The organism is Enterococcus sp. BWB1-3, from assembly GCF_016745275.1.
Classification (GTDB): domain Bacteria; phylum Bacillota; class Bacilli; order Lactobacillales; family Enterococcaceae; genus Enterococcus_L.
The window spans coordinates 37,578-57,089 of the sequence record NZ_JADOEP010000014.1; the positions used below are offsets into that span (position 1 = coordinate 37,578).

Consider the following 19,512-nt stretch of genomic DNA (forward strand, 5'->3'; position numbering starts at 1 on the left):
AGTAGATATAATAAAATCTGTCTTTAACCTGTTATGTTATTCTGAACGTAGTTAAAACAAAAGGGAGTTGGAAAGAATAACATGTATTGTTGCTGGTACACTCTGTATTGAGCAATCTGTTTCTGCTCGTACAACGGTTAGGTCAGCCTTCTTTTTTAGGGAGGCTGTTTTTCATTTAGGCATAACCCCGAATATAATCTGGAGTAATCAAAAGCTGCAAATCCATCTTTTAAATCATAGAGACAGATTTTCTGTTATTTATGATTTTTTTGTTTAGCAAATGCTTTTTTGATTTAATAAATTCATTCACCTTTTTTATTTCTCAAAAAAAAAAGTGGGTATTAATTTTAGTCGCTATCTCTTTTATACTGTGCTTGTAAGGTGTAGAGGAGGAGCGGATCGATGAAAGATTGGTTAAATATTGCAGGAAAAAAAGTGATTGTTACAGGCGGTTCATCGGGAATTGGAGCCAGTATCGTAGATGCATTGCTGGAAGAAGGCGTAAGTGTCGCGAATTTTGATTTAAAAGAGAGTTCAAAAAAACATGAAAACCTGATGTTTTTGGCAACAGATATTTCTTCAAAGCAACAGGTGGAGGAAAATGTCCGGAAAGTTGAAGAGCTGTTTGGAGCAGTGGACGGATTAGTGAATAATGCCGGTATCAATGTACCCAGATTACTGGTGGATGTTGAAAAGCCGCATGGGGAATTTGAATTATCCGATACAGTCTTTGATAAGATTTTCGAAATTAATCAAAAAGGTCTTTTCCTGATGACACAGACAGTTGCCAGAATCATGGTGAAGAACAAACACGGCATTATCATTAATATGTCATCGGAAAGCGGATTGGAAGGCTCGGAGGGTCAGAGTGCCTATGCAGCAACAAAAGCAGCTGTCAACAGCTATACCCGCTCATGGGCTAAGGAGCTGGGCAGGATGGGGATTCGAGTGATTGGAATCGCACCGGGAATTATGGAAGAAACAGGGCTGCGGACAATAGAATACGAAACAGCTTTAGCTTATACCCGAGGGATCACGGTGGACGAATTGCGCAAGAATTACAGTAAAACGACAACTATTCCTCTGGGGAGAAGCGGTCGGTTGGATGAAGTAGCTGATCTTGTGTGCTACTATTTGTCAGATCGGGCAAGTTATATCACTGGTATAACAACTAATATTGCAGGCGGTAAAACAAGAGGTTAAAGCGAAAGAGAGGGGAAGAGATGACGCTGGTGAATCGCTGGTATCAAATTTTACAGTATTTTATTGCTTACGATCGCCTGACGCGTGAAGAGCTTCAGAAGATCACTGCTACAACTTCCCAAACAGTCAAAAAAACGATTCAGCTATTGAATGAACAGCTGGATCATATCGCTAAAATTATTGAAAAAGAGGGCTTCTATCAGCTGAAGGTAATTGACACCCAACAGTTTGAAGCGGTGATGAATGGTAGTTTGAAACAGCATGTGGACCTTAATTCCAGCTCCAAGCGAATAGCAGTTCTGATTGACTGCTTTATTAAACAAAACGACTATATTGTGATTGATGATCTTTCAGATTTGCTTGGAGTCAGCCGTTCTACTGTCAATAAGGATTTACGCAGTTTAAAGCAGCTGCTGGCAGAGTATGACAGTACCTTAATCGGGACGCCGAACAAAGGACTTCTACTGAAAGGACAGGAAGAGAACCTGCGGATGCTTTATTTATATCATGCATATGATTATCTGGAATATACGCCATTAAACGGATCAGTACTTCAGCTAATTGAGGAATTATCACTGACAAAGAAACTGGATTTTCGAATGGTCGGTTTATTGAAAAAAGTCATTACCTTTACGATGAAACGGATTCATTCAGGGAATAGCCTTTCCATGAAAATTCCTTATTATGTGAATTATTTTGCTGCAGATCCGCAATTGGAAATGCTGATGATTGCGTTGGAAGAGAATTATAGTCTGACCATCAGTCAATATGATTTTGATTTCCTCTGTTTTCCGTTAAATATTTTCAATAATAATGCTGTAGATGATTGTTTTTCAGGGGAAATGCAGGCTGCTGAACTATTTCGCGGAATGATGGAAACTATTCGTGAATCAGTGATTCTTACACTTGATGAACAAAAATTATTCAGTCAGCTGAAATTACATTTTATGTTTTTGATCAATCGGATTATTTTTCGCGTTCAGGCTTATGATCTTTTTGGTCATGATTTTAGAAATAAATTGGCTTTTGCCTATGAGCTGGCTGATTTGGGAATTCAAGCACTCTCAAATTTTCTAGTGAAACCGAAACAAGAAGCAGAAATAGCTTATTTGGCTGTTTATTTCGAGCTGGCGCTAAAAAATGAAAGTGATGACGAGGACTTCAAAGAAATTGCAATTATCTGTAATACAGGAAAAGGAACCGCCTTAATGATTAAAAGACAATTGAGAAATGTTTTGGGCCCCAATATTCAAATTGTTCATTATTCAGAAGAGGCGTATAAAACGGAAGAGCTGAACTGTTATTTTGCCATTTTTACGACGATTCCATTAGAAGAAACAAAAGTACCGACGATAATGATTAAGCTGACGGATCTGTTTAATGACAGCTGGCTGTTGGGAGAATGGAAACGGATCATCGCTTCAAAGGCAGTGTCTTTTAAAAATATACAATTTAACTTTGAGCTGTTGGCAGTGGAAAAATCCTATGAAGAAAATCTGACTGTTATGCTTGAAAGATTAACTGCCGAAAAGCTGGTGGATGAAAAATTTGCTGCATATATTCTCCAAAAGGCACAGGAGGACTCAGCTGTTATTGAAAATGGGATCGCATTTCCCCATGGTATAAACAATCAAAGTGATCAAATTATTGTCTCAATCGGTTCATACAGAGAAAAGGTTTCGTTGGAAGAAGTCGAATTAATTTTCCTTGTAGCTATTCCGGTTAATTTAACTATAGACGCAGAGGATGAGCTGTTAAGCTTTTATGATACGATTTTTCTGATTTCTTCTAATCCGACTCTGCGAAAACAGGTGCGGGAAATCACGTCTGAAAAAGACTACACGTGTTTGTTAACGAAAGGAGAGCGCTGATATGAACATTCTCTTTCTAGGTGTCATTGCTATTATGGCATATGCCATTCAAATGATTTTAGGACTGAAGCAAATTAAAAATTTTAATACTGTTTACTCACGAATGAGGCGAAAAGGGAAAGTTGCGATTGGCAGAAGACCCGGAAAAATTGTTTCCGGAACCATCCTTTTATTGGCTGTTGCTTCAGATGGAAAAATCACTAAAGCTGAGATGATGCAGGGAACTTCAATTTTGGCTCGTTTTAAAGAACGACCGCAGTTTGTCGGACTGAATATTCATGAACTCTCAGAGAACCATCCTTTACTTCTAAAAGAGAATAAGCTGACTCGTCAAGCGGCACTAAACGCAAAAGGAATCTATTTAGACGTGGAAAAAGGAGAGTTTCAAGAGAGGCAATCTGTTTCACCAGTGATGAATCTTGGAATACAGCTGTCGATAGTTAAGAATTCAGTACAGACAGCATTTACAGAAAGAAAAAGCTGCTTTGTTTTTCGAAGAAAAAAGGAGTGATGTCCTTTGGTCTGACGAGGTTCAAGTAGCAAAAATTATGTTTTTCTATAAAATAAAATATATTATATTAGGACATGTCTGAAAATTATCGAAGTATCCGAATTTTTGTGGAAACCTAGATTTACTCAATAAAAAAGCTGGCTTATTTTAGCGTGTTCATTTTTCTATAAACAAGGGTTGGAAAAATAGGACTAATTTTCGTACGTATGCCAGCAATCTCTTAGAGATGTCATATAAATGTTTAGCTCATTTCTCTCAATCAGAGTATTGCATACCATCTTGCTAACTGACTTTCTACTACGGAAAAATCTTGTATCTACGAGTCTCACTACACAACACAACACAACACAACACTACACTTCGTTTCGATCTCATCAATCTCTAAACGGCAGAGCCATTAAGAATTGAAGGACTTCGTTTCGATCTCATCAATCTCTAAACGGCAGAGCCATTAAGAATTGAAGGACTTCGTTTCGATCTCATCAATTTCTAAATGGCAGAGCCATTAAGAATTGAAGGACCTTGTTCGATTCTCGATACAAACGCATCTACTTGGAAAAGTGTTGGCAGCTACCTCCAAAAAGCGATTGAATGTTTACACATTCATCAGATTGGCGGTTCGCATACCATCCCACTAGATGTTCCTGCATCAGCGGGATTGGCAATGCAGCTCATAAGTGAATATTTATAACAACGAGTTTCATAAAAATAATGAGAACATTCGCCACTAGAGTTCTCAGACATGTCCCAGTATGAAGGAGTGTATAAGAATGAATTATCTTATTAAGTTTGCGGAAGGGTTCATGGGACTTTTCCAAACCGGAGCAGAAACCTTTATCAGCTGGATGACTGGCATTGTTCCGGTTGTTTTGTTGCTGATGGTTGCGATGAACACGTTGATTACATTTCTGGGAGAGGCGCGTGTAACAAAAGTCGCCAGAGCTTCTTCCAAAAATCCGTTTACCCGTTATCTGATTTTGCCGTTTGTCTCAGCATTTATGCTTGGAAATCCAATGTCTTTTACAATGGCCCGTTTTTTGCCGGAGTTCTATAAGCCAAGCTACTATGCATCTCAGGCACAGTTTTGCCATACAAGCAATGGCGTGTTTCCTCATATCAATCCGGGGGAGTTGTTCGTCTGGATGGGGATTGCGCAGGGGATTACTGCTTTAGGACTAAATTCAATGGAGCTGGCTATACGGTATCTTCTTGTGGGGCTGGTGATGAATTTTATTGGCGGCTGGGTGACTGACTTCACTACTGTGTTTGTCTGCAAACAACAGGGAGTGACGCTTAGCAAGGACGTTAAATTAGTAGACTAGGGGGAAATAGAATGACGTACAATCAAATTAAAATAATAAAAGGGTCAGGTGGCTTTGGCGGACCTTTGATTATCACACCTACGGAAGAGAAGCATAAGTTTATCTATGTAACCGGCGGCGGAGAAAAACCAGCGATTGTTGATAAAATTGCAGAGCTAAGCGGTATGGAGCCTGTCAATGGATTCAAAACATCTATTCCTGATGAAGAAATTGCTCTGGCTATTATTGATTGCGGAGGCACATTGCGCTGCGGGATTTATCCTAAGAAGAGAATCCCTACTATCAATATTGTACCGACAGGGAAAAGTGGTCCGTTAGCCCAATATATCACAGAAGACATTTATGTATCTGCTGTGGGAGCAGAGCAGATTGTGCTCTCGGATGAGGTCTTGTCAAAAGCTGTTTCCGAGGCGCCGAAGGAAGAAAAGAAATATACGTATTCTACTGATAAAAAAATAACAGAGCAGCGTGCCGAGCAGCAAAGCTTTATTGCCAAAATCGGGATGGGGGCTGGAAAAGTGGTGGCAACCTTCAACCAATCTGCCCGTGAAGGGGTACAAACTATGATTAATACGATTATTCCTTTTATGGCGTTTGTATCTTTGCTGATTGGTATTATTCAGGGATCGGGAATCGGAACGGTCTTTGCCAATATGATGAAACCTCTGGCAGGTAATGTAATCGGTCTGATTATCATCGGTTTTATTTGTTCACTTCCTTTCCTATCGCCTCTTCTGGGACCAGGGGCAGTTATCAGTCAGATTTTAGGAACATTGATCGGGGTGGAAATTGGCAAAGGAAATATTCCGCCGCAGCTGGCACTGCCTGCGCTGTTTGCGATTAATACGCAAAATGCAGCTGACTTTATTCCTGTTGGTTTAGGGCTGGAAGAGGCAGAAGCTGAAACAGTGGAAGTTGGAGTGCCATCCGTTCTGTATTCCAGATTTTTGAATGGGGTACCACGTGTTATTGTAGCCTGGCTGGCAAGCTTTGGAATGTACAGTTAAACTAGCAGTTGTTGGGAGAGAGGATAAATGATTTTTGAAACGTACGTGACAAACATTGGTTCAGAAGCAGACATGTTTCGGGAAGAAAATATGCTGATCTTTTTTGGTGATGAAGCTCCTGAAATGCTGGCTGATTACTGCTACAATATTGAGTTAAAACCTTCATCCGGAGAAATTCTTCCGGGAATGGACTTTGTTTTCGATAATCAGAGCTATAAAATTACTGCCGTGGGAGAAGTGGTCAAGAAGAACTTGGATGCTCTTGGACACATTACTTTGCGGTTTGATGGTTCTAATAAGGCAGAATTGCCGGGTACACTCTATGTGGAAAGGAAAACAATGCCAGCAATTCAAGTAGGAACAACAATCGGTATTAAATAAAAGGATTTCTTTCTGATTTCAACTCCGTTTTTTTATGATGAGATGAAGTCAGGAAGAACTTTTTTTATGTGCAAAGGTCAAGCTTATCGCTTAGATAAGGGCTTACGCTCAGCTGATGCAGTATAATACGGATATGAAGAAGGAGGTTCGGTCATGAAAAAACTCATTATCAATGCCGACGATTTCGGTTATACACCTGGTGTCTCGCTTGGTATTATTGAAGCACATAACAAGGGAATTGTGACTTCGACGACAGCATTAACTGTTTCAGATCATTTTCTTGAAGGAATGAGACTTGCATCACAGCTGGCTCCTGGTCTGGGAATTGGTATTCATCTGACTTTGACATTGAATAAAGCAAAGCCTATTCTCAGAAAAGAAGAGGTACCTAGTCTAGTTGATGAAGAGGGGGATTTTTGGAATCAATCGGTGTATCTTGAAAAAGTTCGTCCAGAAGAAGTGAGGCTGGAGTGGGAAGCGCAGATTCTTCGCTTTTTAGAAAGCGGGAGAAAACCTGATCACTTGGATTCCCATCATTACGTTCACGGAAAAGTGGAAGAGCTGTTCAATGTCACACTTGAACTGGCGGAAAAGTATCGGCTGCCCATCAGAAACTGCAGTAATGAAGAGACCTTTGTAAGCTATAGATCAAGAAATGATGACTATCAAACCACGGACTGGACCTTTTTGGATTTTTATGGGAAAGCTGCTACACTCGAAGTTCTCGAACGGCTCTTTGATGAAGCTGTCAAAAGTGACAAAGAGATTTTTGAAATAGGCTGCCACCCAGCCTTTATTGATCCATACTTGCCGGAGCTGTCCAGCTATTGCATGGAAAGAATCAGCGAACTGAAGATTTTGACATTGCCTGAAGTGAAACAGATGCTGAAAAAACGCGGAATTCTGCTGACGAATTATAATATTTTTTATTAGAAGCTGTAATGTAGATTCCAAGTAAAAATAATTCTTGAAAAAGAGCCCCACTAAAGTCATTGACTGTCTGTACAGATAGCCAATGACTTTAGTGGGGCTCTTTGTTACTGATTGGTAGGAAGGAAGCTGATTGGAAACCTTTCTTATCAAGTTAGTTTGAAGCAGGACAGATTAGAAAGGTTTGCAAGAAGAAACAGTTACTATCAGTAATTGGAAATCAATTTGAGTCAAGTTGTTGAATCTGGTTTCTCTAAATAATCCTTTCAGACATGCGTTCCTGTAATTGGTAGTCATTATAATTTATCGGCATCTCGACAGCAATAAAAAATGAGTAAATGTTAGTTCGTAATTATAAAAGGAGTGTAGGATGCGAATGTATGTCTGTCATAAAGTGTGTTAAATATTTATTTTTTTAATTTAAAGTCTGAACTATGATTTTTATAATGAAAATAAATAATGATATTATATAACGAATAAACTATTTTAAAATAATATTACATGAGAAAATAATTTGCAAATAATTTTTGTTTCATATATTTTTCTTGAATGATTCTTAAAAAATTAATTTTTATGTGTAAAAAATTAATTAATTATTTAAAGTACTGTATAAATTTTGTTTAATAGAATAATATTCCTAAAGGTTTTGCAAAACAGCCATATAATGTAGTATTATTAACTTGGTCATTTTTTTGAATAAAATTATTTTAGGAATGAGGAGATTATTTTGAAAAAGAGAAAGTTTTTAAAGTTATTTGTTGTAACTGTCTGTCTAAATTACAGTGCACAAATATTACCGTTCCATAGTATAGTCGCAGAAGCAACTTCCGGTTATGAAGATAACATGGCAGGGGATATTATAGAACAAGATATATCGATTGCTGAGATACCTGTTGAAGCTTCTGTTGCTGAAGAAGCTATTGAAGTTCTTGTTGCTGAAGAAGCTGCTGTAGCCGAGTCAGTAGTTGTTGAAGAAGAGGCAGCTTTTGTTGAAGCTCCTGTAGAGAATGAAGTTCAAAATATAGTGGAAGCAGAGCAGTTTGAGGCAGCAGAGTTGGCACCTGTCGAAGCTGGTATTTCTCCGGCAGATGAAGTAAGTGGAATTACCCCGACAGCTGTTGTAAATAATTTTGATATCAGCAGTGATGGGAATGAAATGATACCAGGTCAATGGTACGATTTACCAACTTATATTTCAGGAAAATATCTAGCTGATAACATTTTAAATTTTGTAGAATCCTACGAGGTAACATTAACGTCTTCAGCAAGTTCCGTCACTGTGGTTCCAACTGTTATAGATGGGTCATTTTATTTAGATGTCTCAGGCTTTAGTGATGGGGAATATACAGTGCAAATAAATGCAATAGGTTATACTGACTGGGGAGATGGAGAGCTGGATCCCCAATACTGGACCACTCCAATTAAAATTGAGCTTAAATCAACAGATGCTGCAGTTATACCAGATGCAACATATAACCCCAATTCAATTGATACAAGTTTCCAAGGAGACGACAACAACTGGGTAATAAAGAATGAAGCAGGCGAAGTAGTTGCTCAAGGTTCTGGTGAAGTCATTGATGACAGTATATTGTCAACGTTGGGAGAAGGAAACTACACAGTAGAAAACACTGCGACAGCGACTACTAAAAAGGGTTCGGAAGTTCCGCCAACAACTGTAACTGGTACTTTCACCATCCGCCATCCTGAAAGTACAACGACTGTTGATAAACCAATCAATCCTGACTCCATTACGGGAACACAGAAAATTACAGATTCAGTGTTAACATGGGAAATCAAGGACAGCAGCGGAACAGTTGTTGCATCAGGTACAGGAAATGAAGTTCCTCAAAGCATTATTGATGGACTTGAAGATGGGGACTATACAGTGAAATTTACTGAAACAAGTCCTGAGGGTGAACCACATGCAACGGAAGGAAGCTTTACCATTCGTTATCCTGAAACAACAACTACAGTAGATAAGCCAGTCAATCCTGACTCCATTACAGGAACACAAAAGATTCCAGGCTCAGAATTAACGTGGGAGATTAAGGATAGTGAAGGTCGGGTGGTGAAATCAGGAACTGGAAGTGAAGTACCGCAGGACATCATAAATGCTCTTGAAAACGGAGAGTATATTGTAGAATTTACTGAAATAAGTCCTGAAGGTGAAACACATACAACCAATGGCAGCTTTACTGTTCGTCACCCGGAAGCTACTGTATCAATTGATAAAACAGAAAATCCGGATTCTATAACAGGTGGACAGAAGATACCAGACTCAGAACTAACATGGGTAATTAAAGATAAAGATGGTACAATTATTGCAGAAGGAGCTGGGAATACAGTACCACAGGACGTTATTTCTGGTTTGACCCCAGGAAATTACACAGTGGAGTTTACTGAAATAAGTCCTGAGGGAGAAAGTTCTGTAGCTATCCAGGAATTCGTGATAACTGAGGCAGTTTTAGCAGATCCGGTCGATCCGGCAGAATCAACAACTCCAGCAGAGCTTGCAGGTACAACTGTCACTGGAACAAACAATGCGAAACCGGTAGGCAGCAATCCAACTACAGGCAAAAAGACCCTCCCGCAAACAGGTGAAAGTAATCCGACATGGTTGGCTTCATTTGGTGCAATGTTAGGTCTTACAGGATTAGCAGGTTTTGTTCGCAGAAGAAAAGACGGCGAAAACTCATAGTTTATAGTTTTTGACTATATAAGTAAATATGGGTTAGCAATAGTTGTCTTAACCCATTAAAAGCACTTCAATCGAAAGGTTGAAGTGCTTTTTTGAGTGTGCCAGGCATGGCACTTATCTAGCTGGTGAAAGTCCAGTCGCGGGTAGTTACCGCCAAGCGTAGCGAACCACAAGCCGAAGTCAGTAATGGCGGGGTGAAGGAAGTGGTGTAGCAAAACTTTGAGCCTACGAACAGAAACTTGATGAGGCTAAATGGTGGATGAGGTTGCTCAACAAACCGAAGTCCAAAAGGTAAACGTAAAACCAAGACAGTAAATCAAGAGGTTGTAAAGTGAAAGATAAGTGTCTTGCCTTGGGAGGTCCTACGGACGTCTAATCATGAGAGGCTTTAAAATCAGCAATCGTTAATGACGGTCGAAAAAGGTTAACCGTAGGAAGTCAGCTGAGGTCATAGTAATTATCCAGCCTAGATAATGAAGGACCTAATGTTTGTATAGTGTGAATCACTAGATGAGAATGTCCAAGTAGTCCGAAAATGAGGATACCCTAGCCCAATGGAACGTAACCATTGATGGGGAAAGTAATGGGGACGGTCTTGGAAAAATTTATAACTAGAGAATGAAAGAAACAATCATCATGAAAATTGATGATTGTTTCTTTCATTCATGCGATAATAACAGAAGAAGCAAGAGTGGACAGAAGGAGTTGGAGCAATGAGCGGAGAAAATATTCTGGGGAGAATTCGCAGTATTATTGATATATTACCAGGTTCTGAGAAGAAGATTGGTCTGGCTGTTTTGGAAGATCCTTCTGCAGTGATAGGTATGACAGCTGCAGAGCTTTCGAAAGTTGCAGGAGCCAGTCCGGCTACGGTAATTCGTTTTTGCAAAAAAATAAATATTCCAAGTTTTACGCAGTTGAAAATAAAATTATCTGCTGAGATTGACTCTCCTGTTCAGGAAGGCTATTCAGATATTACAGAGAATGAGTCAATTCAGGAGTTAAAAGCGAAGCTTTTGGCAAACGCCTATCAATCAATGCAGGAAACGGTTGCTTTGATTGATGAGCAGCAGGTGGATCAAGTAGTTGATTTACTGATTAATGCACCCATTATTTATGTTTTTGGTGTGGGTGCTTCCTCACTGGTTGCGGAAAATATTTTTCAGAAATGGAACAGGGCTGGAAAAACGGTAGTCCATGTTCGTGATCCGCATGTTTTGATAACCATCCTGATCTCAGCACCTGAACAGGCTGTTTTCTTTGCGATTTCCAATTCAGGAGAGACAAAGGAAGTCCTTCAACTGGTGGAACTTGCTAAAAAATATCAGCTTCATACGGTGGGACTGACGCAGTTTGGAATGAATTCACTGGCCTCAAAAGTGGAGCTGCCGCTGCAGACAGTTCGCTCAAATGAAGCGGTTGTCCGGAGTGCAGCAACCACTTCTCTGCATAATCAGTTTATCGTTATTGATATACTCTTTTATGCTTACGCATCAAGAAACTTTGATGAGATGATTGACCGTATTCAGGAATCAAAATCTGAAGTGAGACAGTTTGATAGGAAATGAAAGTTGAACAAAAGAGTATACTGAAACAGGAAAAATAAAATTGTAAAGTATTCAGTGCAGCAGAAGGAGAAAAAGGAAACTATGAGAAACATTAAACTGACTGTCGAATATGACGGTGGAAGATATCTTGGCTGGCAAAGGCTTGGCAATTCAGATAAAACCATTCAGGGGAAAATAGAGAATGTCTTGAAACAAATAACAGGAACCGGTATTGAAATTATCGGCTCTGGAAGAACAGATGCGGGAACTCATGCAAGGGGACAGATTGCCAACTTTAAAATGGATACGCTGATAGAACTGCCGGAGCTGCTGAGTTCCTTAAATCATCGGCTTCCACAAGATATTGTTGTAAAAAAAGCAGAAGAGGTTCCTGAGAGATTTCATGCGCGGTACAATGCAACCGGTAAGAAATACAGGTATCATGTGTGGAACGATGCAATTCCGTCAGCACTTGAACGCAATTACAGTTTCCACTATATGGAGAAGCTGGACATGACTCTGATGAATGAAGCTTGCCGTAAACTGATTGGTACTCATGACTTTATCGGTTTTTCTTCTCTGAAAAAAACAAAGAAGTCTACTATTCGGACAATTGACGAACTATCCATTCAAAAAGAAGGAAGCATGCTTTATTTTACTTTTGTCGGTGATGGCTTTCTGTATAAAATGGTTCGAATTATCATGGGCACACTTCTTGAAATTGGAGCAGGTAAATTGCCGCTGGAAACGATTGACGAAGTGCTTGAACGAAAAATCAGAAGTGATGCAGGGATGACAGTACCCTCTCAGGGACTGTTCCTGGAAGAGGTTTATTATCGTTGATTTTCTGCTTAAACGAATGACAAAATGAAAAAAGGCGACCTATTTTTATACCGTCCCCCAAAAGTTAGATCCAAAATCTAACACTCGGAGGGCGGTATTTTTTAAGATATCCTTCCCTTTATTTATTTGCTTTTTCTCCTGCTTCCAAATAACTGGTGTCACCGATTGTATCAATCATCATTTGACCGTCTTTCATGTGAAGGGTGGTTACACTGCAGTTGCCGATGGATTCGCCTTTATAGGTACTGGGTACAAGAAATTCCAGAATGGTTGGGATTTCACTTCCATGTGCAACAATCAGCACATTTCCACCGCCTGCTTCTTTACTGGCTGCAATGATTTCGTCCATTGCTTCTTTAGAGCGCTTTACAATTTCATCGTAGGTTTCAGCGGTTTGTGTCGGATCATTTTTAGCTATCTCATTGGCGATGTCTTCATCCGATAGTTTTTCTGTCAGTTCTGCATACTGTGACCATTCATCATCAAATTTCAACCCCTGTGCTTCAAAGATGGGGGCCCACATTTCGGAATTGTCACGCCCTTCATAGCCGCCGTAGTTCCATTCACGTAAGCCGGCTGAAGTCTGTAGCTCCAGTCCTTCCCTGTCTCCCTCTTCAAGAATGTAGTTTGCGGTGGAAACAGCACGACCCAGATCACTGGAATAAGCTAAAGTAAATGGAACATTCTTCAACCCAACAGCTAAATCTTTTGCTCCCTGAATCCCCGCATTTGTTAGAGGAGTATCAGACCACCCCTGCACCTGATCTGTTGTGTTGAACATAGTTTTTCCATGACGGATAAAATAAAAGACAGTCTCAGTATTTTCCGTTGAAATTGATTCCTGTACAGAATCAATTTTATCATCTCCGGAAGAACAACCTGCCAAGACAAATCCTGCGACTAAGACTGCACATAATACTTTGACTTTTTTCATGGGTCTCTCCTTTATAATTAATCGATATCTTCTCCATTACTGCGAATGACTTTTTGATACCAGGCGAAGCTGTCTTTTTTCAGGCGTCTGCCGCTGCCTTTTCCATAATCATCTATGTCTACATAAATGAATCCATAGCGTTTGCTCATTTCACTGGATGAACAACTGACGATATCAATGGGTCCCCAAGCATAGTAGCCGCGCAGATCCACACCATCCTTAATTGCTTCTTTCATTGCTTGAATGTGATCCCGATAATAGTCAATACGGTAGGAATCATGAACACTTTCGTCTTCCAGTTCATCAAAATAGCCAATCCCATTTTCAGTGATATAAATCGGACATTGATAGCGGTCGTAAAACTCATTCAACAAAATTCTTAAGCCGATCGGATCAATTGTCCAGCCCCAGGGATTTGCCGGAAGTTCTTTATTTCTATGAGGTCCCAGATCTTTATTGTAGGAATCCTGATCACATATTTGTGTGTAGTAGTAAGAGAAAGACATGAAATCTGCTGTGTGCTTCAGTGCTTCCTCGTCGCCTTCACCGAATGCCACATGAATGCCTTTGTCGTCAAAGTAACGGAATGCATAGCCGGGATAATGACCGCGAAGCAGTATATCTGCAAAGAAGTATTCCATTTGATTTAGTTTCAATGTCGCTAAAACATCCTCTGCTTTACTTGTTGCTGCATAAGACGGTCCGCCGCAAAGCATCATGCCGATTTCATTGTCGGGATAATTTTCATGTGCATATTTTGTAATCAGCGCACTGGCAACCATTTCGTTGTGTACACCCTGATATTTGGCAGACAGCAAATCATCTACTGCGTCTTCGGCAATGCCCAGATGGTTGAAGGATTCATGAACAATCAGATTGATCTGATTAACAACGATCCATTTTTTTACTTTTCCGTGGTAACGATCCAGAATTACTTTCCCAAAGCGAACAAAGAAATCAATGACTTCTCGTGAATACCAGCCTTTGTATTCGGTTGTTAAATAAATCGGAATTTCATAATGCGACATTGTAATCATCGGCTCCATACCGTTTTTGATTATTTCATCAAATAAGTCATCATAAAACTGCAAGCCGGCTTCGTTTGGCTCTGTTTCATTACCCTTCGGGAAGATTCTTGCCCAGTTAATAGAAGTTCGGAAGGTTTTTAGCCCCAGCTCACCAAGCAGTTTCAAGTCTTCCTTGTACGTATGATAAAAATTAATTCCCCGGCGCTTTGGAAAAATTCGATCTGTGCTGACCATAGCATCCTTGATATAGGAAGTGGTCATTTCTACATTGGATTTTTTTTCCAATGCTACATCAGGAAGGAATTCATTGATATCTGCAACACACCAGCCTTTCCCATCAGTATCCCAGGCACCTTCTGCCTGATTGGCGGCAATCGCACCACCCCATAAAAAATTATTTGGGAACCCTTTAGGTACTCTAGTCATTTTCTTCCTGCCTTTCCAGTTTGTTTTCCAGTTGTCGTATACGCTGGTCGTATGTCTTAAAGATAGACAGCATACGTTTGACAATATTTATTTCACTGTAAATTGTCATTAGCGTATCCTGAGCATGCGTAAACAATACAGAATATTCGCCGTCTTCTCCAGAAGTTTCATCTGTGATGGCATCTGTTTGGACCTGATGTGCCTGAACAATTTCTTTATTTGCCAGTTTCATTTCCTGTTCAGCCTGCTCAAAATCATTGATTTCAATTGCTTTTAAGGCATCCATGCAGTGCTTTCTTGCATCTCCGGCATGTAGAATTATCTGCATGGCATTTTGAACGACTTGTTCTTTCACCATTTAAAAACCCTCTTTCGTTGTTATATCTATGTTTTTTCAACGGCTTCGGCAGCCTCTCTGTCACATTCCTGTTTTTCGTATACTTTAAAGAATGGATACCAGATTGCCGCAGCTGCAACAAAAATAATCAGCATTAACAGAATTCCCGAGAGGGTTCCTGTAGTCAGCCAGGTTGCGATCGGGAATGGGCAGTACCACATTTGAAACATGACCGTTGGTATAGGAGCAAAAGCAATAACCTTTGTAAACAGCCAGACAATTAATGGTAAAATCAGTCCCTGCAGCCACATCGGAACCATCAAAAGAGGATTCCAGGCGATACAGCCAAAAACGATCGGCTCATTGATATTGAAAATAGTTGGTGCAATAGAGGCTGTTCCCAGTGCTTTTAACTTTTTGGATTTTGAACGTATCAACATGAAAACAAGCGGCATGGTACAGCCAATTCCGCCAATCCATAAATAGGCAGAGTAGATCGTTGGGTCAGTCACTAAATTCATGGCTTTTCCGTCAATATTTGCCTGAATTGCTGTCAGTAAAACTGGATTTAAAACAGGAGTCAATACCCACGTTGAAATACCCAAAGAGTAAAGGAAGCAGACAATCAGCATCATCAGAGAAAAGCCCCATGGTGTCTCAATGACGCTTTGCAGCGGCATAAAGATTGCCAGAACAGCGTTATATACATCAAAGCCGAGAATATCAACCAATATCCAGCCGACAAGTACAACAATTCCGATTGGAAGCATGGCGTCAAACCAGGAGCGGACAAAGTCAGGAATTACTGACTCCTCGCTGAAAAATGAAAATTTCCCAAATAAATTCAGTACAAAGCCTGCAAATAAACCTGCAACAATTGCGACAAACATTCCACCGGCACCGAGAGCACTATGACCAAAACCAGGTTCGCCGTCTGCAATAACCTGTGGTGAAATAATAATCAAAAATAAGATGATTCCGGATATTCCTGCATTAATTCTTTGCTTGCGCAGTCTTTTCTTCTCCATCAGATTGAAAGGAATTAGGAAAGAAATTACCAGTGAAATCATTCCCATTGTCCAACCATACGGTGTCCAAAAATTAGGCAGGCTTGGTAAATAATCATTTAGAATTGCCAGCATACAAAATACAGAACCTAAAAAAATTAAGGGTAGGGCCTGCATAATGGAATCCTTTAACGTTACAATCCACACATTGTGATTGATTTTATTCATTTTCGGTGTAAAACTGTTTTCCAACCAGTTAATTAAGGGTTTCATTTTTATACCTCCATTTTTAAAACTATTGAACTTCTCCCAGTAGATGTTCCAATGCCTGTTCTCCGTTTAATGTAGCATAATATTCAGGTTTCATTAGAATGACTTTCACTGGTGCATCACCAACAAATTCTTCCACTTCATCAAGGATATAAGCAAGGTGCGGTCCAACCATTAGAGCATCAATTTCATCAATATAGTTTTCAATCTCGCTTTCTCCGCGTGCGGTAATTTTTATGTCCAATCCTTTCGCTGCGGCAGCTTTTCGAATATTGGCAGCCATAAAGCCTGAGCTTGCTCCCGATCCGCATACAAGTAACACGTTCATTTTTTTCATAATTTTTTCTCCTTTACATAGTTCCGATTGATAGCGCTATCAATTACAGTTATACTATAGTCAATCTCTAGTGGTGAAACAAATATTTTTTTGCACCGCAGAGGTGAAAGAGAGGAGAGTATCCGGTGAAGGCAAAATATATTAAACTTCTTCAATACTTGAACGAACAGGGGAATTGGGTCTCTTCCACACTGTTGGCGGAGAAATTTGGCTTGTCCAAACGAACAATAAAATCGTATATTTCAGATATTCAAACAATTGAACCTGATTTGGTTGTTTCTTCAAGCAGAGGCTATCGTGTGGAGTCGAGTAAGCTGGCTGCTTTCTTTAATAACATCCAAACAAGTATTCCAGAGACACCTGCTGAACGCGCTGCCTATCTTCTCCTGAGATTGATCTCGACAGAAGAAGCAATATCTGTTTATGATCTGGCAGAAGAGTTATATATCAGTGAATCAACGCTGCTGAATGATGCAAAAAAACTCAAAAAGCAGTGTTTGGAGCTGTCTTTGGAAATTCGACTGATCAAGGATACGCTGCAGCTGATTGGAACAGAGAAAGCCAAACGGCAGTTAATCCACACTACCCTGCTATCTGAGTTGGATAATCATTTTGTTGATATCACTAAACTGCAGGAAAGCTTTGTAGACTTTGATCTGGATTATATTAAGGAAATTATTGCAGAGCTCTTTTCTGATTACGATTTTTTTACCAATGATTATGCATTGACGAATATTGTCATTCATCTGGCGATTGCCGTTGATCGAATGAAAGGGAATTTTCAGTTTCCTGAATCAGAAGCACAGCCGCCGCAGTCCATCCATCCTGCTGTTTTAAAAATTGCTGAAAAAATCGCCGGAAAAGTTGCTGAACGTTATAATATTTGTTTTCCTAAAGAAGAAATACGAGATCTGGCAATATTAATTTCCGCCAATGGTACCAGTGTTAATTTCACACAGATATCCGCTGAGGAACTGGAACAAGTTGCGGACAAACGCTGTCTTGATCTGGTAGGGAAAATTTTGGAAAAAGTCCATGAACTCTACTTTATCGACGGTAATGAGCCAGAGTTTTTTATTCGATTTGCACTCCATATAAAAAATTTATTATATCGGATAGATAACGGCTATTCCTGCAGAAATCCAATGACAGAAACGCTTAAGAAAGAATGCCCGCTTATTTATGATTGTGCTGTTCAGGTTTCACATGTGATTCAAAAAGAACTGGATTATACAATTAGTGAAGATGAGATTGCCTATATTGCATTTCATTTAGGCTATGCACTGGAAATTCAAAAGCAGCGGACAAACAAAATCAACTGTACCATTCTTGTTCCGCACTACTATAATATGAACATCCAGGTAATGGAAAAGCTGCAGAAAAACTTTGTTGACGACCTTGAGATTCAAAATATTCTGACCAGTGAAAAGGAGCTGAAATATGTAGATACAGAACTGATTGTTTCGGCAGTTAAGCTGAAGCAGGTGGTCACAACGCCCTATGTGGTCATTAATCCATTTTTTACACTGGAAGATCGTCAACAGATCGCATCAAAAATTTTTGATATCAAAGAAAAAAAACGCAGAGACCAGTTTGCCCAAAATTTCCTGTCTATTGTTGATGAAGGCCGATTTATATACACGACTGAAAATCAGAATTCGGATGAATTGTTGAAGCAATTATGCAGTCGAATGGAGGAGGAGGGAATGGTTGATGAAAGGTTTTATCCTCAGGTAATGGAACGGGAGCAGCTTTCTTCTACAGCCTTTGGCTCAGTGGCCATTCCTCATTCCCTGACGATGAATGCCAATCGTACAGGTATTTCCATTGTTGTTAATCCAAACGGTATTGCGTGGGGCAGCAGCCGTGTCACATTGGTATTTCTGATTTCAATTAATTACCGAAATCGACATGTTTTTCGCGAGATATTTGATGACTTAGCCATGATTTGTACCGATGAGCAGAATGTTCACAGGCTAAGCTCCCTAACATCTTTTGAAGAGTTTGTGGATACACTGGTACAATGTTTTGTTACTTCGAATTGAGATACCTACGAATCTTTCAGATGTTTTTTTACAGCTAATAAAAGCGAAATAAAACTGGAATTATACCTTGTAAGTCATTTGATTTTTGTAAGAATTATTTTAGTGATATAGTTTTTATTAGTTATATTTTTTCTCAATTAGAAAAGGTTGATAGTGGAATGGGAGGTTTGGAAATGGAAAAGCTGAGTATAGGTAATAATGTTTGGAACAGAAGAAGCATATATGATCTGCTGTTCATCTTTCTTGTTTGCGGGATGCTGGGGTGGATTTTTGAAACAATCGCAGTGTATATTACTGTGGGAAAATTGACAGATAGAGGCTATCTTTTTATTTTAAATAACCTTTCCAGCTATTTTCCTGTACTGAAAAAATATCCTTTAATCGGTAATATTCCTCTTATCTGGGGGCTTCCGCTCATTCAGATTTATGGAATCGGCGGTGTTCTTATGACTGTTTTCTTTGGACGGCTGAAAAAGCATCCTATTCGTTTATTCTTTGCAGGTGCGTTTTGGATGACTTTATTTGAATTATTTTCCAGTTATTTAACCAGCTGGCTGCTGGGGCGGACTTATTGGGATTACTCTCAGGAATTTATGAATTTTCAAGGGCGTATTTGCCTGAAATCAACGATTATGTGGGGAATATTATCTTTGTTTGCAGTAATGCTCCTTGATCCGCTGCTCGATAAGCTGTATCAACGATTTGAGCGGGTAACTTATTATAAAGCAGCAGTCATTGTTTTGGTTGTTTATACAATTATTTGTGAAATCACGAAATACTGGCTGGACCCGACGATTATTTCTAATTAGTATTGT

Annotated in this window: 17 protein-coding genes; 12 read left to right on the plus strand and 5 right to left on the minus strand. The window is 39.6% G+C overall.

All coding sequences use genetic code 11. The features are described 5' to 3' along the window. Positions 1-402 precede the first annotated feature (402 nt). From IW492_RS10690 to truA, 10 genes are all read left to right on the plus strand, one after another. Positions 403-1,203, plus strand: coding sequence for an SDR family oxidoreductase (locus tag IW492_RS10690; protein WP_202067618.1), 801 nt, complete (start codon positions 403-405; stop codon positions 1,201-1,203). 20 nt (positions 1,204-1,223) lie between these two features. Next, entirely contained in the window at positions 1,224-3,074 is a 1,851-nt protein-coding gene (locus IW492_RS10695; protein ID WP_202067619.1) for a BglG family transcription antiterminator, read from the plus strand. 1 nt (position 3,075) lies between these two features. Further along, positions 3,076-3,585 (plus strand): transcriptional regulator GutM, encoded by a 510-nt coding sequence (locus tag IW492_RS10700; protein WP_202067620.1) that lies wholly within the window; start codon positions 3,076-3,078, stop codon positions 3,583-3,585. 770 nt (positions 3,586-4,355) lie between these two features. Then, positions 4,356-4,907, plus strand: a complete 552-nt coding sequence (srlA, locus tag IW492_RS10705; protein WP_202067621.1) for a PTS glucitol/sorbitol transporter subunit IIC — start codon at positions 4,356-4,358, stop codon at positions 4,905-4,907. Between the two features lie 11 nt (positions 4,908-4,918). Next, the gene (srlE, locus tag IW492_RS10710) at positions 4,919-5,914 is read left to right on the plus strand and encodes a PTS glucitol/sorbitol transporter subunit IIB (RefSeq protein ID WP_202067622.1); all 996 of its coding nucleotides are present in this window, start codon (positions 4,919-4,921) and stop codon (positions 5,912-5,914) included. Between the two features lie 27 nt (positions 5,915-5,941). After that, entirely contained in the window at positions 5,942-6,295 is a 354-nt protein-coding gene (locus IW492_RS10715) for a PTS glucitol/sorbitol transporter subunit IIA (protein WP_202067623.1), read from the plus strand. Between the two features lie 153 nt (positions 6,296-6,448). After that, positions 6,449-7,228 (plus strand): carbohydrate deacetylase, encoded by a 780-nt coding sequence (locus IW492_RS10720; protein ID WP_202067624.1) that lies wholly within the window; start codon positions 6,449-6,451, stop codon positions 7,226-7,228. 724 nt (positions 7,229-7,952) lie between these two features. Then, positions 7,953-9,923 carry an LPXTG cell wall anchor domain-containing protein gene (locus IW492_RS10725; RefSeq protein ID WP_202067625.1) on the plus strand — a complete coding sequence of 657 codons (1,971 nt, stop codon included), beginning with the start codon at positions 7,953-7,955 and terminating at the stop codon, positions 9,921-9,923. Between the two features lie 713 nt (positions 9,924-10,636). Beyond that, complete coding sequence (locus tag IW492_RS10730) at positions 10,637-11,491, plus strand: MurR/RpiR family transcriptional regulator (RefSeq protein ID WP_202067626.1); 855 nt, start codon at positions 10,637-10,639, stop codon at positions 11,489-11,491. An 81-nt stretch (positions 11,492-11,572) separates the two neighbouring features. Further along, positions 11,573-12,313 (plus strand): tRNA pseudouridine(38-40) synthase TruA, encoded by a 741-nt coding sequence (gene truA / locus IW492_RS10735; protein WP_202067627.1) that lies wholly within the window; start codon positions 11,573-11,575, stop codon positions 12,311-12,313. 118 nt (positions 12,314-12,431) lie between these two features. Here the strand turns inward: truA and IW492_RS10740 are convergent, their stop codons facing one another. The 5 genes from IW492_RS10740 to IW492_RS10760 are packed head-to-tail and all read right to left on the minus strand — an operon-like array spanning position 12,432 to position 16,652. Beyond that, positions 12,432-13,247, minus strand: a complete 816-nt coding sequence (locus IW492_RS10740) for a histidine phosphatase family protein (RefSeq protein ID WP_202067628.1) — start codon at positions 13,245-13,247, stop codon at positions 12,432-12,434. A 17-nt stretch (positions 13,248-13,264) separates the two neighbouring features. Beyond that, a complete protein-coding gene (locus IW492_RS10745) occupies positions 13,265-14,701 on the minus strand; it encodes a glycoside hydrolase family 1 protein (RefSeq protein WP_202067629.1) in 1,437 nt (478 codons plus the stop codon). Beyond that, positions 14,694-15,059: a PTS lactose/cellobiose transporter subunit IIA gene (locus IW492_RS10750; RefSeq protein WP_236671881.1), complete on the minus strand. Its 366-nt coding sequence runs from the start codon at positions 15,057-15,059 to the stop codon at positions 14,694-14,696. The genes IW492_RS10745 and IW492_RS10750 overlap by 8 nt, the downstream gene beginning before the upstream one ends. Before the next feature lie 26 nt (positions 15,060-15,085). After that, positions 15,086-16,318, minus strand: coding sequence for a PTS sugar transporter subunit IIC (locus IW492_RS10755; protein WP_202067630.1), 1,233 nt, complete (start codon positions 16,316-16,318; stop codon positions 15,086-15,088). A gap of 22 nt (positions 16,319-16,340) precedes the next feature. After that, positions 16,341-16,652 carry a PTS sugar transporter subunit IIB gene (locus IW492_RS10760; RefSeq protein WP_202067631.1) on the minus strand — a complete coding sequence of 104 codons (312 nt, stop codon included), beginning with the start codon at positions 16,650-16,652 and terminating at the stop codon, positions 16,341-16,343. A 125-nt stretch (positions 16,653-16,777) separates the two neighbouring features. Between IW492_RS10760 and IW492_RS18530 the strand changes: the two genes are divergently transcribed. Continuing rightward, complete coding sequence (locus IW492_RS18530; RefSeq protein ID WP_202067632.1) at positions 16,778-18,697, plus strand: BglG family transcription antiterminator; 1,920 nt, start codon at positions 16,778-16,780, stop codon at positions 18,695-18,697. A gap of 173 nt (positions 18,698-18,870) precedes the next feature. Continuing rightward, entirely contained in the window at positions 18,871-19,506 is a 636-nt protein-coding gene (locus IW492_RS10770) for a putative ABC transporter permease (RefSeq protein ID WP_202067633.1), read from the plus strand. Positions 19,507-19,512: the final 6 nt, after the last annotated feature.